Genomic DNA, 16,576 nt, shown 5'->3' on the forward strand with positions numbered 1-16,576 from the left:
ATCGGCAATCGAAAGGCCTGTCCATAAGGCGGCGGTATCGGTTATAATAAAGTGTAAAATCAAAAAATAGAAAGCGGGAAGATCATGGGTCGCAAGTGGAATAATATTAAAGAGAAAAAAGCGTCGAAAGACAAAAACACAAGCCGCATCTATGCGAAATTCGGGCTTGAAATCTACGTAGCCGCGAAAAAAGGCGAGCCCGATCCGGAATCGAACCGTGCGCTTAAAGTCGTACTGGAGCGCGCGAAAACATACAACGTGCCGAAAGCGATCATCGACCGCGCCCTCGACAAGGCGAAGGGCAGCAGCGACGAGAATTACGTCGAGCTGAGATATGAAGGGTTCGGACCTAACGGCTCGATGATTATCGTCGATACGCTGACGAACAACGTAAACCGCACGGCCGCCTCGGTCCGTTCGGCATTCAACAAAAATGGCGGAAGCATGGGCGTCAGCGGCTCCGTCGCCTATATGTTCGATTCGACGGCCGTATTCGGCGTGGAAGGCAAAACGGCGGACGAGGTCATGGAGCTCATGCTCGAGGCGGACGTCGACGTTCGCGATATCGTTGACGAAGACGAGGTCGTTATCGTGTATGCCGAGCCTGACCAATTCCACAACGTGCAGGAAGCGTTCAAAAACGCGGGCGTAACCGAGTTTACGGTGGCCGAGCTGACGATGCTCGCGCAAAACTACGTTACGCTCGACGGCGACGCCCAAGCGCAATTCGAGAAGCTGGTCGACGCGTTGGAAGATTTGGAGGACGTTCAGCAAGTCTATCACAACGTGGAGCTGGAAGAATAGAACGTTCCGTATGGGAACCGCTTGGAAAAGCGGTTCTTTTTTCTTTTGCCGGTTGAGCGCATAAGCAAGAACCTTTATCCGGTTAGGAATTCGGAGAGTTCTTTTATAGTTTAAAACTATAATCCTTATCGGTTTTATACATTGTACAAAACGAAAAACCTGGGCTATGATGGTAACAAATATTGTTAATTTTATAGTGAGGGGTGACGGGCTATGGGGAAACAGTTTCCTTCCATGCTGCCGGAGCATATGGATTTCATTCGGAAGCAGCGTCTGTTTTTCGTCGGATCGGCGGCTTTATCTGAAGAGGGACACGTCAATATATCGCCCAAAGGGTACGATTCGTTTCGCATTCTTTCCGAGAACCAGGTAGCGTATTTGGATGTGACGGGCAGCGGCAACGAAACGAGCGCGCACATTAAAGAAAACGGGCGAATTACGGTTATGTTTTGCGCCTTTGAAGGTCCGCCGAACATATTGCGCTTATACGGGACCGGTACGGTCGTGCTTCCGGGGAGCGAGGAATGGGAATGGCTTTACGGCGGATTTACCCCTCTTGAAGGCGCAAGGCAGATTATCTTGGTAGACGTTCATAAGGTGCAAACCTCGTGCGGATATTCCGTCCCTTTCATGGCTTACGAGAAAGAGCGCGATACGCTGCGGAGATGGGCGGCGCAAAAAGGCGAAGAAGGCTTGAAAGGTTATTGGCAGGAAAAAAACCGCGTCAGCATCGATGGGCTTCCGACACCGTTGGGGGAGCTGCTGGATCGTACGCAATAGGTTGGGGCGAAACGTACACGAGCGGAGGGACTGCTAACCCCACCGCAAATTTTTAATATAGAGTGTTTCGCTCAATGATCGGCATTCCATTTTACTTATTCCTAGGCGGGATCTGCACTTAATCAGACTCCGCCTGTTCCCCATTATCACTGTTTCCATGTTGAGATACCCGAAAAAAACTGTTGTCTTGAAAGCGCTTGTATGGTAATTTAAGCATATAAAAACGTTTTTATAGCAAAGGAAGAATTGCAATGGGGAAAGTAACGATCAAGGACGTCGCAAGGGAGGCGGGCGTGTCCATCTCGACGGTTTCGAACGCGCTGAACGGCGTGGACGTGCTGAATCCGGAGACGAAGACGCATATTTTGAACGTCGCGAAGCGTTTGAACTATGTGCCGAACTTAAACGGCAAGCTGCTTAAGTCGGGCAAATCGAAGATGCTCGGGTTTTTCACGACCAGCGTATCCGGTCCGTATTTCTATACGCTCGTGGAATCGATGTCGCGCGAATGCGACAGGCTGGGCTACGGCTTGAACGTGTTCGTCACGAAAGACAAGCAAGTCATTATGAGCAACATTCTCGGCGGCCGGGTCGACGGCGTCGTTATTTTCGAAGAGCTGCGGATCGACGAGAAAGATATCGCGGCGATGGAGAAAAGCAAAATCAAAGCGGTGTTTCTCGACCGCGAGGTACAGAACGAGACGATGGGAAGCATCGTTTTCGATTCTTACGTAGCAGGGTACAACGCGGCGAAATATTTGATCAGCCTCGGGCACAAGCGGATTGCGTATATTTCCGGCGTCGATACGATGTTCGACAGCGTCCAGCGGAAGGAAGGGTATTTGGCGGCGCTGCGCGAGCATCAGCTGGCTGAGGATCCGGATTATATTTTACAAGGCTATTTCGAAGAGGGCGGATCCTACAACGCCGTCAAGTCGTTTATCCATGCGCACCCCGGCAAGCTGCCGGACGCGTTTCTGGCGGGTAACGATCTGAGCGCGATCGGCTGCATCAAAGCGTTGAAATCCGAAGGATATGAGGTTCCGCGCGACGTCAGCGTCGTAGGCTTCGACGACATCGACATCGCCCAATATTTTACGCCGCCGCTGACGACCGTGCGCAACCAGATCGCGAGACAAGGCATTTTGACCGTCAACCATTTGATTAACATGATTCAAAAGAAGGAGCAGGGCAAAATTCGGAAGCTGGAAGGCGAGCTTGTCGTCCGCGGCTCCAGCCACGTAAAAATCGAACGGAACGATCCCCTTTAAAGCGGGGTCATTCCGGATCGTTTTAAATGAAAAGATTGCAGGGAGGGGCTATTTTGCCGAAAATAAAAACGTTTTTATTGGATTAACAAAATGGTAAAAAGGAGGAGTAGCGGTGGCTAGATCCGAAGCGGCAGTCCGCTCAGAGGAAGCGGGGCTTTCAACCGGCAACAAGCCGTTAAGCCGGCGAATGAAATCGTTCGCGACCGATTTCGCCCGGCAATGGGAGCTTCAATCGATGATTCTTCCGGGCATCGTGTTTATGTTCGTTTTTTGCTACATACCGATTTACGGCTTGACGATCGCGTTCAAAAACTACACCGTCATCGATACGTTAAGCTCCGCTCCGTGGGTAGGGCTGGACAATTTTCAGATTATTTTATCGGACAAATATTTCTGGGATTCCGTCGTGAACACGCTTGGCATCAGCTTTCTGAAGCTGGCGGTCGGCTTTGTCATTCCGATCATTCTGGCGATCATGATATATGAGCTTAGCCTTGGCAGGTTCAAAAAATTCGTGCAGACGATCTCCTATTTGCCGCATTTTTTGTCCTGGATCGTGCTCGGCGGGATGCTGATTACGTGGTTTTCCACCACGGGCTTGTTCAACGAGGTGCTGCTTGGCCTCGGAATCATCTCGGAGCCGCGCAATATTTTGCTCGATCCGAACAAGTATTGGTGGATCGCCACGCTGTCGGATATTTGGAAGGAAGCGGGCTGGGGGACGATTCTGTATCTGGCGATCATGGCGAAGATCGATCCGACTTACTATGAAGCCGCTCGAATCGACGGCGCCAGCCGGCTCCGGCAAATATGGAACATTACGCTTCCGAACATGAAAATGATCATCAGCTTGAATTTGATCCTTACTGTAAGCGGTTTATTGGGCTCGAACCTGGACCAAACGCTTGTCCTGATGAATTCGCAAAACCGGGAAAAGGCGGAGGTCATTAATTCCTACGTATACCGGATGGGCCTCACGCAAGGCGATTTCTCCTACGCGACGGCTGTTGGCCTAGGGGTGTCCGTCGTGTCGGTCATTCTGCTGGTCGCCGCCAACAAGGTGACAAGCAAGCTGAACGATAATCAATCCGTTCTGTAAATTTCGATTGCAAGGAGGCGCGGCCGTGCATGTAAAAGCTGCCAAAAGAGACTGGGACAGCCGTATTTTCGATTCGATCAATATCGTATTGCTGGTCATATTCGCCGTCATCATCGTCGTTCCGCTCTGGAACGTCGTCATCTCTTCCTTCAGCTCGGGCCGGGCGCTGGCGGAAGGCGGATTCATCTTCTGGCCGTCCGAGCTGTCGCTAGAAAATTACCGCGCGGTGTTCCGCGATTCGACGATCTGGCAGTCGTTTCTGATCTCGGTTGCCAAAACCGTTATCGGGGTGCTGACGCATGTGTTTTTTTGCGCGATGGTCGGCTACGGGTTAAGCAAAAAGAATGTCCGCGGCCGCAAGTTTTATGTGGCGATGGGCGTCATTACGATGTTTTTCTCGGGCGGCATGATTCCGACCTACCTGCTGATGAAGTCGCTTGGGCTGCTGAACAGCTTCTGGGTGTATATCATTCCGGCGCTTCTAAGCTTCTACGACGTCATCATTTTGATGAATTTTTTCCGGAACGTGCCGGATTCGCTGGAGGAGTCGGCCAAAATCGACGGCGCGGGCGATTGGCGCATTTTTATAAGTCTATACATTCCGCTCTCCATGCCGGCCATTGCAACCATCGTTTTGTTCAACGGCGTCGGCCAATGGAACGACTTCATGACGACCAAGCTGTACGTCACCGATCAGTGGCTTTATCCGCTGCAAATGAAGCTGTATGAAATTATCGTGCAGTCGCAAACGCAATCGATGCAAAATATCGGGGGCTCGGCCGTTATCGAAACGGCGACGAAGGGGGTTCAACTTGCGACGATCGTCATTACGACGCTGCCGATTGTCGTGGTTTATCCATTGCTTCAAAAGTATTTCATTTCCGGCATGATGCTCGGGGCGGTGAAAGAGTAAGGGACATACAGGCAATTCTTAACGGCTAAACGCATTCGAGGCGGCGGTAAACGAAGACGCATCTTGAGCGAGGCGAGAAAAGAAAGCGCTTTATTAATGAGGAGGGTATAAACATGTTCAATCGGAAAAAGGGCTTGGGGAAAAAGGGGCTCATCGTCCTTGCCGCGGCGACGGCAATCGCGGTAACCGGCGCCGGCTGCTCGTCCAGCGGCGGTTCCGGCTCCAAAAAAGAAAACTGGATTTCGATTGAGGACCGGTACACCCCGGACCCGAATACGCCGGCATGGAAGCTGGATAAAAAGGAAGAGCCGACGGAGCTGACCTGGTACGTGAACGCGGATTGGTGGAACACGGACTTCGGCAACGACGTCGTGACGAAAAAAATCAAGGAAGACTTGAACATCAACATCAAGTTCATTACCGGCGACGATACGAAGCTCAATACGTTTTTTGCCGGAGGCGATATGCCGGATCTGATCACGACGTTCGATTCCAACTCCCCGGTCGTGCAGAAAGCGGCGACGTGGGCGCTCCCGCTGAACGATCTGGCGGAAAAATACGATCCGTACTTCAACAAAGTCGCGGCGCAGGACACGATGAACTGGTTCAAGCTGAAGGACGGCAAAACGTACGGCTATCCGGACTATTCCAATACGCAAGCGGATTACGACAGCGGCAACATTCCGGCGAAAACGGCGTTCATTATCCGCAAGGACGTTTACGAGGCGCTCGGCAAGCCCGCAATGGGCACGCCGGAGCAGTTCCAATCGGCGCTGAAGGAGATAAAAGAGCGGTTCCCGGTGCTCATTCCGTTCGGCTTTAACGCCATCGGCGAAGGCACCGGCTCGCTGGGCGACACGCTTCAGGACTTTATCGGCGTTCCCCTCGAGGACGAGAACGGCGGATTTTACAACCGCAACCTGGATGAAGATTATTTGACCTGGGTGAAGACCCTTAACGCGGCTTACCGCGACGGCTCGATCAGCGACGATAGCTTTGCCGACGACGGAACGGCTTTCGAGGAAAAGGTGAAAGCGGGCAAATACGCTACGATGCTGCTGGACGGTACGCCGCAGCAGGGCGGCAACCTGCAAATGTTCAAGACCGCAAACCCGGGCAAGGAATATATCGCCATCGACGGGCCGCAAAGCACGGTCGGCAACAAGCCGACGCTGAACCAATCCGGCATTACAGGCTGGATGATCAGCTTTGTTACGAAAAGCGCGAAGGACCCGGCCAAGGCGATTCAAATCTTTACGTATTTGTTGAGCGAGGAAGGGCAAATGCTGATGAACTACGGCATCGAAGGCGAAACGTACCAGAAAAACGCGGACGGAACCGTCTCGTTGGTGCCGGCCGTGAAGGAGCTTCAATTGACGAACGCGGACAAGTTCAAGAAGGAATACCGGCTTGGCGAGTTCATCTTCTTCGGCCATGACCGCCATAAAGCGCTCAGCGCGGACGCGTTCCCGGAAGCGATCAAGCAAATGCAGGAATGGGGCAAAGGCAAGCTGAAGCCGCACTTCGTTCTCGAAAACATCAATCCCGACCAAGGAACGCCGGAAGCGCGCGCGCTTAGCGCCATCAATACGAAATGGAACACGACGCTGGTCAGCATGATCCGCGCCAAAGACGACGCCGCTTTCGAAAGCGTGCTGAACGAGTACAAATCGTTCCTGGACGCCAACAGCTGGGATCAAATTACCGAGATTCGCACCGAGAAGATGAAGGCGAACCGGGAGAAGCTCGGTCTGAAGTAGGCCCGGCCCGCCTGGGGGAAGAGAATACCAAAAAGACTATCGGAGGGGAACGGCATGCTGAACATCAAGATGTACCTATCGAAAGGCGAACATGAGTTGTTTGCGGAGACGCCGGCGCGGGAGCTTGCTCCCGGCGCCGCGGCCGCCGATGCGGAACGGGTTGCGGTGGCGGTCGACGAGCAAACGGCCTATCAGGAAATGGACGGCTTCGGGGCGTCCTTCACGGATTCGTCCGCGTATTTGATCCGCCGGGTGCTGGAGCCGGAGCAGCGGGCGCCCTTGATGAAGGCGTTGTTCGACGCGGAAGAAGGCATCGGCCTGTCGGTGCTTCGCAACCCGATGGGCGCCTCGGATTATGCGCGCGGCTTTTACAGCTATAACGACTTGCCTCCCGGCGAAACCGATCCGGAACTGACACGGTTCTCGATCGCGCATGACGAGGCGGACATCGTGCCGCTGCTGCAGGAAGCCGTCCGGCTGAATCCGGACGTCAAGCTGATGGCTTCGCCCTGGAGCCCGCCGGGCTGGATGAAAACAAGCGGCTCGATGATCGGCGGCGAGCTGAAGCCGGAATATTATGCGTCCTACGCGAGCTACTTCGTCCGCTACATTAAGGCATATGCGGCTCATGGGCTGCCGGTCTACGCGGTAACGCCGCAGAACGAGCCGCTCTATGTGCCGGGGCATTATCCCGGCATGCTCATGCCGCCCGAGGCGCAAGCCGATTTTATCCGTAACCATTTGAAGCCGCAGTTTGAGCACAACGGCATCGGCACGAAAATTTTGTGCTACGACCATAACTGGGACAAGCCCGAATATCCTCTGGCGGTGCTGGAGCATGCCGGCGATGCGGTCGACGGCGTCGCATGGCATTGGTACGGCGGCAAGCCTTCGGCGCAGTCGGACGTGTTCGAGGCGTTTCCGGGCAAGGAGGTCCACTTCACCGAAGGGTCCGGAGGCGAATGGATTCCGCCGTTCGAGCAGGCTTTCTCCAACGTGATGCGGACGGGCATCGACATTTTGCGCAATTACAGCAAGTCGTTCGTGTTATGGAACATGGCGCTGGACGAAAACAACGGGCCGACCGTGCCGGGCTTCGGCCGCAGCACGTGCCGCGGCATCGTAAAGATCGATCAGCGGACGAAAGAGCTGACGTATACGCTCGATTACTACGCGCTGGCGCATTTCAGCAAAGCGATCCGGCCGAAGGCGGTGCGGCTCGGGTCGTCCGCAAGCGCGGAGTTCGTCCGCAACGTCGCGTTCCGGAACGCAGACGGCTCGCTGGCGGCCGTGCTGTTCAACGACGGCGATAGAAGCGCCGACGTATCGCTGCAGCTGCAGGGCGAAGAAGAAATCGCCGTCCGGCTTGGAGCGAAGCAGGCGTTGACCGTACTGCTTCGCCGGTAAGTTTGCGGCTGACGAAACGTAAGGCATTGCCCCAGTACGGGGGCGGTGCCTTTTTTGCCGTCGATATTCTTTTCGCTTGGTTTGTCGTGAATATGGTAGAATTGGGAAAGAGGAATACGAGAACGAAAGCGCCATCGCGGCAAAGGAGACGGTATATATGTCTAATCTGATATCGGTTGAACAGTTGAAGAAGAAGCTGTCCGGGACTTCGACGGGCATCGCGATCGTCGACTGCCGTTTTAATCTGGCGGAGCCGGAAGCGGGCCGCCGCGCTTATGCGGAGGGGCATCTGCCGGGAGCGGTTTATATGGACTTGAACGAAGACTTGTCCGGCCCGGTCGGCAAGCATGGAGGAAGGCATCCTTTGCCGGACCGCGATAAGCTGGCGCGAAGGCTCGGGGAGCTTTCCATCGGCAACGGCACGGAAGTGGTGGCTTACGACGACCAAGGCGGCATGTATGCGTCCCGTTTATGGTGGCTGCTGAAGTGGATCGGCCATGACAAAGCAAGCGTATTGGACGGCGGTTTCTCGGGTTGGATCGCAGCCGGGTATGAAACCACGACGGAAGTTCCCGAAGCAGAACCGTCGGTTTATGTGCCGTCGCGCCAAGCGGAGTGGGACTTTGTCGATGCGCAAGGAGTGAAGGCAAGGCTTGGTACACCCGGCATGCAGCTGATCGACTCCCGGGAGGAGCGCAGATATTTGGGCCTTGAAGAGCCGATCGACAAGGCGGCCGGCCACATCCCCGGAGCGCGCAGTTTTTTCTGGAAGGACGTGCTGAGCGGCGACGGCAGATGGAAGGACCCGGCCCAACTCAAAGAGCGCTTCGGCTCGCTTGACCCTTCGCGCGAGGTTATCGTCTACTGCGGCTCCGGCGTCTCGGCTTGCCCGAACGTTCTCGCACTCAAGGAAGCGGGCTTCCAGGACGTGAAGCTGTATGCCGGCAGCTGGAGCGATTGGATTAGTTATGAGGGAAATCCGATTGCGACGGGGGAAGAGTAAGCAAAGAAAAACCCGCGCGGGACGCGGGATTTGAGGGCTGTGACAGGCTGCCGGGAGGCGGGGGCTCACGGTCCTCATTTGGTTTTTGTTCTACTGATCGCTGTCACGCAGCGAGCGTGAGCAATCGCGTGATACTTTGCGGGGAGATGGGCCGTCAAAAAAGGATCGTCCAACCTTGCTTCGCTTGCTGCTTCGTATAGGAAACGCCTGCGACTTTCAAGCCGTTCGGATCCAGCAATGTAATAATGTCGCCCTTGTTGCGGAGAAAATCCGGTTCCGTTATCGGCACGGTCATAAACTGACCGGCTTGGATAATGCCCTGAAGCTTAACCTTTCGCTTCGCCTTGTTGGCGATAGCCCAGCCCGTCACATCCACGGCTCGGTTGGAAGCATTCAGCAACGTGACCGTTTCGTTTCCTCCGTGCTCGGGCAGGACGACCGCTCCGGCGATTTGAACGGCGCCTTTCGGGCTTTCAGGCTTCGTGCCGGGATTCTCGGCCGGACCGTCAATCGCATGTCCCGTCCGGTCGTCCGTATGCCAGGACTGGGATTGAAAGGCTAGGAAAACGGCGATCCACCGATCCTCCGACGGGAAATGAATCAACAGCCCGCCGTCTTGATAGACGCCGTCGTCTTTCGTAAAGCGGCCGACATTGCCTTGATTCATATGAATATTGTGAATTCCGTTGCCCGGTTTGAAGCCGAAAATTTTGTCCGCAGTGTCTAGCTCCGGTCCCCAACGTTCCCCGAATGCGTACAAAACGGCATCTTCGGCTTCCATGGCTCGACGAATGTAGAAATCCAGCTTCCCGTTCAAATCGTTGTCTCTTCCCGGAATATCGAAGGCGAGCGGGACCATCATGCTGCGATCGAACAAATTGCCGCGGATAAAGTCTAGCGCTTGACCGTCGGGCTTGCTCGCAAGAGGCGTAAAGCCGAAGGGCATCGACGACAGGTCATCCGTCACGACATGGTCAAACTGTTCAATCGTGCAGTACAGCAGCTCGGACGGGCTTAATTGCGATTTGACGTTGATCGCAATACGGTAATGCTCGTCATTTGCTATAGTATGCACCTGAAAATGGGCATTTTCGTTCGTGCCGGGACGCCGGTCGACCGCTTTGCATTTAAGTACGCCATAGGGATGAATGGGCATAAGAATCCTCCTTTTCAACACGGATCCATGGTCGAACTACTCCTAACAACAATTCCACATCGAAACAGATTTACCTTCCGGTTAAAAGATTCTTCATCTAAACTAAACATTCGACGCTGCCGTAGAAACCGCCGCTGGCCAATTTGTTTTCCTATACAGGGGTTGCCTATCATGTTATATTAAATTTGGATGAGTTGTAAATTTATCCAAGACCAATTGTGCAATTTGTGAAAAAAACACTGGAAGGGAGTGGTATTTTGGACTGGCTGACTTTTGTGTCCGAAATAGTCAAAACATTGGCCTGGCCTGTTTCCGTGTTGATGATCATCATTTTGCTAAAGAAGCCATTGACGGAATTGATACCTTCCATCACAAAACTGAAATACAAGGAATTCGAGCTGGATTTCGATATGGAGCTGGAGGAAGCAGAGAAAATAGCGGAAGAAGCGCGGCTTCCCAAAACAACCGACATGATAAACAACCAAGTCATGCGCGTGAATTCAAATGCAGTAGAAAGATTGAGTTACATCAAAGATGTTAATCTTCGTTCATCAAGAGACGGAATAATCGATTCATGGCTGCTTGTCGAAGAAGCGTTGCGCAAGCTAGCCGAGAAGAATGAGTTTAGAAGCATAAATATGCCGCCTATGAAAATACTTCGGGATTTGTCTGATAATAAAGTTATTACTCATGAATTGTTTGAAATTTGCGACAGACTTTATAGAATTAGAAATGAAGCCGTGCATAACAGAACATTTAAGGTTAGTCCAAATAAATCGAATGAGTATATAAACTTGACCTTTCGCGTTCTGGCCAGTTTGAATCATTTACTTGACGAAAGAGAAGCAGGCTAGTTCAAACGAAGAATAAGCGCATGAGGATACTCGATTGTGATTGGCGACGAGAGGAGCAATAAGGCGTTTTTATGATAAAAAACAAATATAGAGCCTCGGAGGTGCAGCCTCTGCGGCTCTATATTTTTTGTTTGCTTTACAGGTCTGCAGGATGTCGTCAAACGGTTCGTCCTCTTCAAGATGCATCGATGGTTATCATTGACAACGAGATGTAATACCGATATATTGGACTACATAATGATATTGAGAATCAATATTAATTGAAGGGGATTGAAAATGAGTAAAAAATTGCTTTTGCCCGTCATTCTCATGTTATCACTATTCCTGATCAGCGCCTGCGGAAACAATTCCGCGAATAACGAAGCATCCTCTGCAAGCGCAAATCCGGGTGCAAGCGCGCCGGCATCAACGTCCGAGTCTGCGGAGAAGACCGGCACGATTACTTATCAATCCGAGCTCGGACCGGTAGAGGTGCCTGCCAATCCGCAGCGCATTGTCGCTCTAACGAACGCGCCGAACGTGCTCTCGCTGAACGGAACGCTCGTCGGCGTAGACGAATGGACGAACAACAATCCGCTTTTCACTGAGAAGCTTGCCGGAGTGGCCATCGTATCCGAGGACAATCTGGCGAAGATTGTAGAAGTAGAGCCGGATCTGATCATCGCCGATGCAAGCAGCAAAAATATCGACAAGCTGCAAGAGATTGCGCCTACCGTCGCCTATACTTGGGGGAAACGGGATTACTTGGCGCAACAGCTCGAAATCGGCAAGCTGCTGAACAAGGAGCAGGAAGCGCAAGCTTGGGTTGACGATTTCACGAAACGGGCTGAAGCGATCGGCCAAGAAATTAAAGCGAAAATCGGGGAGAACGCGACCGTGTCGGTCATCGAAACCGACTCGAAAAATTTCTATGTGTTTGGCGATAATTGGGCGCGCGGAACCGAGCTGCTGTATCAGACGATGGGGCTGAACATGCCTGAAAAAGTTAAAGCGGACGCTCTTAAGCCCGGTTATTATACGCTGTCCCCCGAAGTTCTCAGCGATTATGCCGGCGATTATATCGTATTAAGCAGAAGCGCCAAGGGAGACAATTCCTTCATGCAATCGGAGACATGGCAAAAAATCCCCGCCGTTAAAAACAATCATGTCATTGAGATCGATACGGAAGCTTCTTCTTACAGCGATCCGACGACACTGGAATATCTGCTGAATATTTTCAAGGAAGGATTTCTGAAATAAAAGTTCGCTTATTGCGGACTGATGAATTAGGCCGGGATGCCTCATGCGAAAGGAAGGTGATCTCGGTCTTTTCGCGCCGTTAAGAGCTTGGAGGAGGTATTGCATCATGCTTGGCAGTCGGCAGCCTTATTCTTTTGTCTTTAAAATCGCAATCGGATGCGCCGCGCTAGCGGTCATGTTCCTGCTCGCGATGCTGCTCGGCGCAAAGGATGTAACTTTGCGGGAGCTTTGGCTTATACTGGTTAACCGCGGCGGCGGGGACGATAAAATCGCGATGCTGCATGAAATTCGCTATCCCCGCGAAGTGGCCGCTATGCTGGTCGGCGCTGCGCTTGCGGTGGCCGGCGCAATTATGCAAGGTTTGACGCGCAATCCGCTTGCGGACCCCGGCCTGCTCGGGCTGACCGCCGGCGCGAACGCGTCGCTGGCAGTGGCGGTGGCCTTGTTGCCGGCACTCAATTACTTTGGGATCATGCTTTTCTGCTTCGTGGGAGCCGCACTGGGTATGCTTCTCGTCATCGGCATCGGCGCAGTGAAGAGAGGCGGCTTGTCTCCCTTCCGGATCGTTCTGGCCGGCTCGGCCGTGTCTGCATTTCTATATGCGGTGTCGGACGGGATCGGCCTCTTGTTCAAAACGTCCAAAGACGTCACGATGTGGACGTCGGGAGGATTGATCGGCACGACATGGGGGCAAGTGCAAGCGATTAGTCCTATTATTGCAGGTTCTCTTATCGTTGCGGTTGTTTTGTCCAGGCCGCTCACGATTTTAAGCTTGAACGAAGAAGCCGCCGTCGGCTTGGGGCTTCGTACCGTACACGTCAAAGCCGTATTATACATATTGGTTATTTTGCTGGCGGGCGCAGCCGGTGCGCTTGTCGGCAACATGGCGTTCATCGGGCTGATGATCCCTCATATCGTAAGAGCGATGTTCGGAACCCGCTATAGTGCGGTCATTCCGATGTCGGCCGTCTGGGGAGCGACGTTCATGCTGATGGCGGATACGCTTGGCCGAACGCTCTACGCGCCGTTCGAGACGCCGGTCGTGGCGATTGTCGCGATACTCGGTCTCCCGTTCTTCTTGTTCGTTGTGCGCAAAGGAGTGAAGTCGCTGTCATGATCTCGAGCACGAAGATTCAAAAGCAAGCTGTCGTTTTGGCGATCCTGTCGATATTAATCGCAGCGACGATTGCAGCCGGAATGAGCATCGGCTCCGGGGCGCTTTCCCTCGATCGTCTGCTTTCGACGCTGATGGGGCATGGAACCGTCAAGGAAAATCTCGTATTGTTCTCGATCCGTTTGCCGCGTATCGCCGTGACGCTGCTGGCCGGCATGGCCTTGGCGCTGTCCGGTTCTATTTTGCAAGGGATTACGCGGAACGACTTGGCCGATCCCGGCGTCGTCGGCATTAATGCGGGAGCCGGCGTGGCGATTTCGGCATTTTTTCTTTATTTTCCTCTCGATCCCGAGACGTTCGCTTATGTGCTTCCGCTTGTCGCGTTCGGAGGTGCGCTCGTAACGGCTGCCTTCATCTATTTGTTTTCTTATTCCAAAGCGACGGGGCTGCAGCCCGTCAAGCTCGTTCTCGTCGGCGCCGGCTTTGCGCTGGCCTTGTCCGGCTTGATGATCGTTCTTATCTCTTCGGCCGATCACCGCAAGGTCGATTTTATCGCGAAGTGGCTGGCGGGCAACATCTGGGGAGCGGATTGGCCGTTCGTATGGTCGCTCATGCCGTGGGTTGCGATCCTGCTCCCGTATACGCTGTACAAGTCAAACGCTCTTAATTTGCTGGCGATGGACGAAGGGATTGCGATCGGGGCCGGGGTCTCCGTTGGCCGGGACCGGCTGTTGTTGCTCGGGACAGCCGTCGCTCTTGCCGCTGCAGCGGTATCCGTTACCGGGGGCATCGCGTTCGTCGGACTGATGGCACCCCATATCGCCAAAGCGATCATCGGCCGCCGCCATCAATATTACGTTCCGCTTGCCGTGCTGATGGGGGGATGGCTGCTCCTGTTCGCGGATACCGTCGGACGCAATCTCGTCGATCCATCGGGCATTCCGGCTGGCATTATGGTTGCGCTCATAGGCGGACCCTATTTCTTGTATCTTCTGTTGAAGAAGTAGCAGCGCCGGTATAAAAACTTAGGGGACGGCGGCAGATAGAAGGAAGCCGCGAAGAATAAAAGATGGGAAGCCGCATCAGCGGGGAGAGGGCTTTAACCGTTTGCCGGGAGGCAGCCAGGTTAACGCCCTCTTTGCGTTTTTGTTGCAAATCGTCCAAGCCGATTTCACATGCCGCTTCAAAAAAATAGTTGCAATACCATCCTATATTGCATATGATTAAATTAGTTGCAATACCATCCTATATAGAGAGGAGGGGATAAATTGAGCGAACAACGGAGGCAGAGCAGCGGAAACGAGACGGAATCGCACGGACAATACATTTCGGCTATTTACCGCCATATGCAGGTCTTGATCTCGAGCGAGCTGGCGCCTTATCGAATCGGGAGCGGCCAGTACATTTTTTTAATGGCGATTGCGTCTCGGGAGCCGACCACGCAGAAAGCGCTAAGCGAGAAGCTGCTTATTGACAAAACGACGACCGCAAAGGCGATTGCCAAGCTGGAAGCGGAAGGGTACGTGCGGAGGGAAGCAGATCCCGCGGACAACCGCTATCATTTGCTTTATTTGACGGAAGCGGGTCGGGAGGTGGTTCCGAAGGTGAAGGAAGCGTTGGCTCGCGTTAAGAACAAGACCCGTAGAGGTATTACCGATGAACAATATGATTTGTTGCTAAGCATGCTGAAAATCGTGCTTCGCAATCTGAGCGAGCGGGAGGAAGCCCCGGAATGACCGGGACCTTTACCGAAAACAATCCCATCATCCCAAGGAGGATGTCAAATGATGATTACGATTCCGTTTATCGTATTGGAGAACTGCAAAGACGAGATCAAGTATTATCAAAACGTTTTTGGCGGAGAGATTACGATTTTGCGCAAACAAGGGGAAGCGGTGCTTAACGCGGACTTGCGCGTGGAAGGGGCGACACTTAAGTTTGCGGATACTCAAGCGGCGAAGCCGGTAATGAAGGGTGACTATGTAAGGGTTTTTGTGAAAATCGAGAAGGAGGAAGAGTTCCGAAGAATCTATGGCGAATTGGCTGCGGGAGGGACGATCAACACGGAAGTGTACGAAGCTCCGTTTAACGGATTGCTTGCGATCGTTACCGACCGAAACGGCGTGTGCTGGGTGATGTCTTACTACCGAGACTAATGCCAAGAGCAAACAAGCTGACTCCGGTCCTCAACCGATGTCAGCTTGTATCATTTCCGCTGCAATTCGTCTATAAGAATCGTCAATCCGGCAGATTGCCGGATCGCGTCCCCGCTTCATACGAAGAAAGAACATGGTCGTACATGAGATGCAGGATCATTCCGGTCGCCGCATGGTCAAGGTTATGGCAGTGGTCCATCCACATGCCGGGATTGTCTGCAACAAAGGCCACTTCATACGTTTCGCCGGGCATCACGTTTAACTTATCGGTCATCCAAGGCGTCTTGACGCTCTTGCCGTTTTTCTTCAATACCGTCATATGATGCCCGTGCAGGAATGGCGCGACTTGTCGCCCTTGCCTTTTCGCTTGTATTTCCTTCGCTATACGTCGCTCTGATCTCTTTTAATCCCGAGCTTATTCCGACGGAATTCGCCGTCGCGGTAGCGGGAGGACGGGCAGGCGTGCCGTTTCCCGCCGTGGTCGAAGTATTGATCATCGAAATTTCGATGGAGGTGCTGCGGGAAGCGACCATTCGTCTGCCGCAGCAGGTCGGCGGCGCGCTGTCCATCGTCGGCGTTCTGGTCATCGGCCAGGCCGCCGTGTCGGCGGGCTTTGCCAGCCCGATTACCGTCGTGATTATCGCCTTGACGACGATCGGGTCGTTCGCGACGCCGGCTTACAATGCTGCGCTTGCGCTCCGGCTGCTGCGGTTTCCGCTGATCGTGCTGGCGGGGACGTTCGGCTTGTACGGCATTATGATCGGGCTGATTCTTATTTCCAATCATCTGCTGTCGCTTAAATCGGTCGGAGTGCCGTATTTGAGCCCTCTTGTGCCTATCGACGCGCAAGGTTTAAAGGATCTGCTCATACGGGCGCCGTTATGGTCGATGAAGCGAAGGCCAACCCAAGTGAAGCCCGGGAACCGCACCCGCATCAGTCCCGAGACGGTGAGCCAAATCCAGGAACCGAAAAAAAATATACTCGAACCCGACAATCCGGGGCAGCAATAGGAGTGATCC

At 53.4% G+C, this 16,576-nt stretch carries 15 protein-coding genes and 3 pseudogenes; 15 read left to right on the forward strand and 3 right to left on the reverse strand.

Going from position 1 to position 16,576, the window contains the following annotated elements:
* Positions 1-84 precede the first annotated feature (84 nt).
* The 8 genes from ACFSW5_RS06255 (at position 85) to ACFSW5_RS06290 (ending at position 9,037) form a co-directional block, all read left to right on the forward strand.
* Positions 85-804 (forward strand): YebC/PmpR family DNA-binding transcriptional regulator, encoded by a 720-nt coding sequence (locus ACFSW5_RS06255; protein WP_379270548.1) that lies wholly within the window; start codon positions 85-87, stop codon positions 802-804.
* A gap of 213 nt (positions 805-1,017) precedes the next feature.
* Positions 1,018-1,584 (forward strand): pyridoxamine 5'-phosphate oxidase family protein, encoded by a 567-nt coding sequence (locus ACFSW5_RS06260; RefSeq protein ID WP_379270549.1) that lies wholly within the window; start codon positions 1,018-1,020, stop codon positions 1,582-1,584.
* 251 nt (positions 1,585-1,835) lie between these two features.
* Positions 1,836-2,855, forward strand: a complete 1,020-nt coding sequence (locus ACFSW5_RS06265) for a LacI family DNA-binding transcriptional regulator (RefSeq protein ID WP_379270550.1) — start codon at positions 1,836-1,838, stop codon at positions 2,853-2,855.
* Between the two features lie 187 nt (positions 2,856-3,042).
* Positions 3,043-3,954 carry an ABC transporter permease gene (locus ACFSW5_RS06270; RefSeq protein ID WP_379271041.1) on the forward strand — a complete coding sequence of 304 codons (912 nt, stop codon included), beginning with the start codon at positions 3,043-3,045 and terminating at the stop codon, positions 3,952-3,954.
* Between the two features lie 25 nt (positions 3,955-3,979).
* On the forward strand, positions 3,980-4,867 hold the full coding sequence (locus tag ACFSW5_RS06275; RefSeq protein WP_379270551.1) for a carbohydrate ABC transporter permease: 888 nt from the start codon (positions 3,980-3,982) through the stop codon (positions 4,865-4,867).
* 113 nt (positions 4,868-4,980) lie between these two features.
* A complete protein-coding gene (locus ACFSW5_RS06280; protein WP_379270552.1) occupies positions 4,981-6,627 on the forward strand; it encodes a sugar ABC transporter substrate-binding protein in 1,647 nt (548 codons plus the stop codon).
* A 54-nt stretch (positions 6,628-6,681) separates the two neighbouring features.
* Positions 6,682-8,034 carry a glycoside hydrolase family 30 protein gene (locus ACFSW5_RS06285; protein WP_379270553.1) on the forward strand — a complete coding sequence of 451 codons (1,353 nt, stop codon included), beginning with the start codon at positions 6,682-6,684 and terminating at the stop codon, positions 8,032-8,034.
* 157 nt (positions 8,035-8,191) lie between these two features.
* The gene (locus tag ACFSW5_RS06290) at positions 8,192-9,037 is read left to right on the forward strand and encodes a sulfurtransferase (RefSeq protein ID WP_379270554.1); all 846 of its coding nucleotides are present in this window, start codon (positions 8,192-8,194) and stop codon (positions 9,035-9,037) included.
* Between the two features lie 154 nt (positions 9,038-9,191).
* On the opposite strand, the gene ACFSW5_RS06295 is transcribed toward ACFSW5_RS06290, so the two are convergent.
* On the reverse strand, positions 9,192-9,548 hold the full coding sequence (locus tag ACFSW5_RS06295) for a lamin tail domain-containing protein (RefSeq protein WP_379271043.1): 357 nt from the start codon (positions 9,546-9,548) through the stop codon (positions 9,192-9,194).
* Positions 9,549-10,193, reverse strand: a pseudogene (locus tag ACFSW5_RS06300) (DUF2278 family protein); the annotation flags it as partial. It abuts the gene before it with no gap.
* 257 nt (positions 10,194-10,450) lie between these two features.
* Between ACFSW5_RS06300 and ACFSW5_RS06305 the strand changes: the two are divergent.
* The 6 genes from ACFSW5_RS06305 to ACFSW5_RS06330 all read left to right on the forward strand — a co-directional run bounded on the left by ACFSW5_RS06305 (position 10,451) and on the right by ACFSW5_RS06330 (position 15,556).
* Entirely contained in the window at positions 10,451-11,047 is a 597-nt protein-coding gene (locus tag ACFSW5_RS06305) for a hypothetical protein (RefSeq protein WP_379270555.1), read from the forward strand.
* A gap of 276 nt (positions 11,048-11,323) precedes the next feature.
* On the forward strand, positions 11,324-12,286 hold the full coding sequence (locus tag ACFSW5_RS06310) for an iron-hydroxamate ABC transporter substrate-binding protein (RefSeq protein WP_379270556.1): 963 nt from the start codon (positions 11,324-11,326) through the stop codon (positions 12,284-12,286).
* Between the two features lie 106 nt (positions 12,287-12,392).
* Positions 12,393-13,403 (forward strand): FecCD family ABC transporter permease, encoded by a 1,011-nt coding sequence (locus ACFSW5_RS06315; protein WP_379270557.1) that lies wholly within the window; start codon positions 12,393-12,395, stop codon positions 13,401-13,403.
* Positions 13,400-14,407: a FecCD family ABC transporter permease gene (locus tag ACFSW5_RS06320; protein ID WP_379270558.1), complete on the forward strand. Its 1,008-nt coding sequence runs from the start codon at positions 13,400-13,402 to the stop codon at positions 14,405-14,407. The genes ACFSW5_RS06315 and ACFSW5_RS06320 overlap by 4 nt, the downstream gene beginning before the upstream one ends.
* Positions 14,408-14,668: 261 nt before the next feature.
* Complete coding sequence (locus ACFSW5_RS06325; protein ID WP_379270559.1) at positions 14,669-15,136, forward strand: MarR family winged helix-turn-helix transcriptional regulator; 468 nt, start codon at positions 14,669-14,671, stop codon at positions 15,134-15,136.
* Positions 15,137-15,184: 48 nt separating this feature from the next.
* A complete protein-coding gene (locus ACFSW5_RS06330; RefSeq protein ID WP_379270560.1) occupies positions 15,185-15,556 on the forward strand; it encodes a VOC family protein in 372 nt (123 codons plus the stop codon).
* An 82-nt stretch (positions 15,557-15,638) separates the two neighbouring features.
* Here the strand turns inward: ACFSW5_RS06330 and ACFSW5_RS06335 are convergent.
* Positions 15,639-15,890: pseudogene (locus ACFSW5_RS06335) on the reverse strand (multicopper oxidase domain-containing protein); the annotation flags it as partial.
* A gap of 2 nt (positions 15,891-15,892) precedes the next feature.
* On the opposite strand from ACFSW5_RS06335, the pseudogene ACFSW5_RS06340 reads away from it, so the two are divergent.
* Positions 15,893-16,567: pseudogene (locus tag ACFSW5_RS06340) on the forward strand (spore germination protein); the annotation flags it as partial.
* Between the last annotated feature and the right edge of the window lie 9 nt (positions 16,568-16,576).

Source organism: Paenibacillus thailandensis, assembly GCF_042685365.1.
GTDB lineage: Bacteria > Bacillota > Bacilli > Paenibacillales > Paenibacillaceae > Paenibacillus_AP > Paenibacillus_AP thailandensis.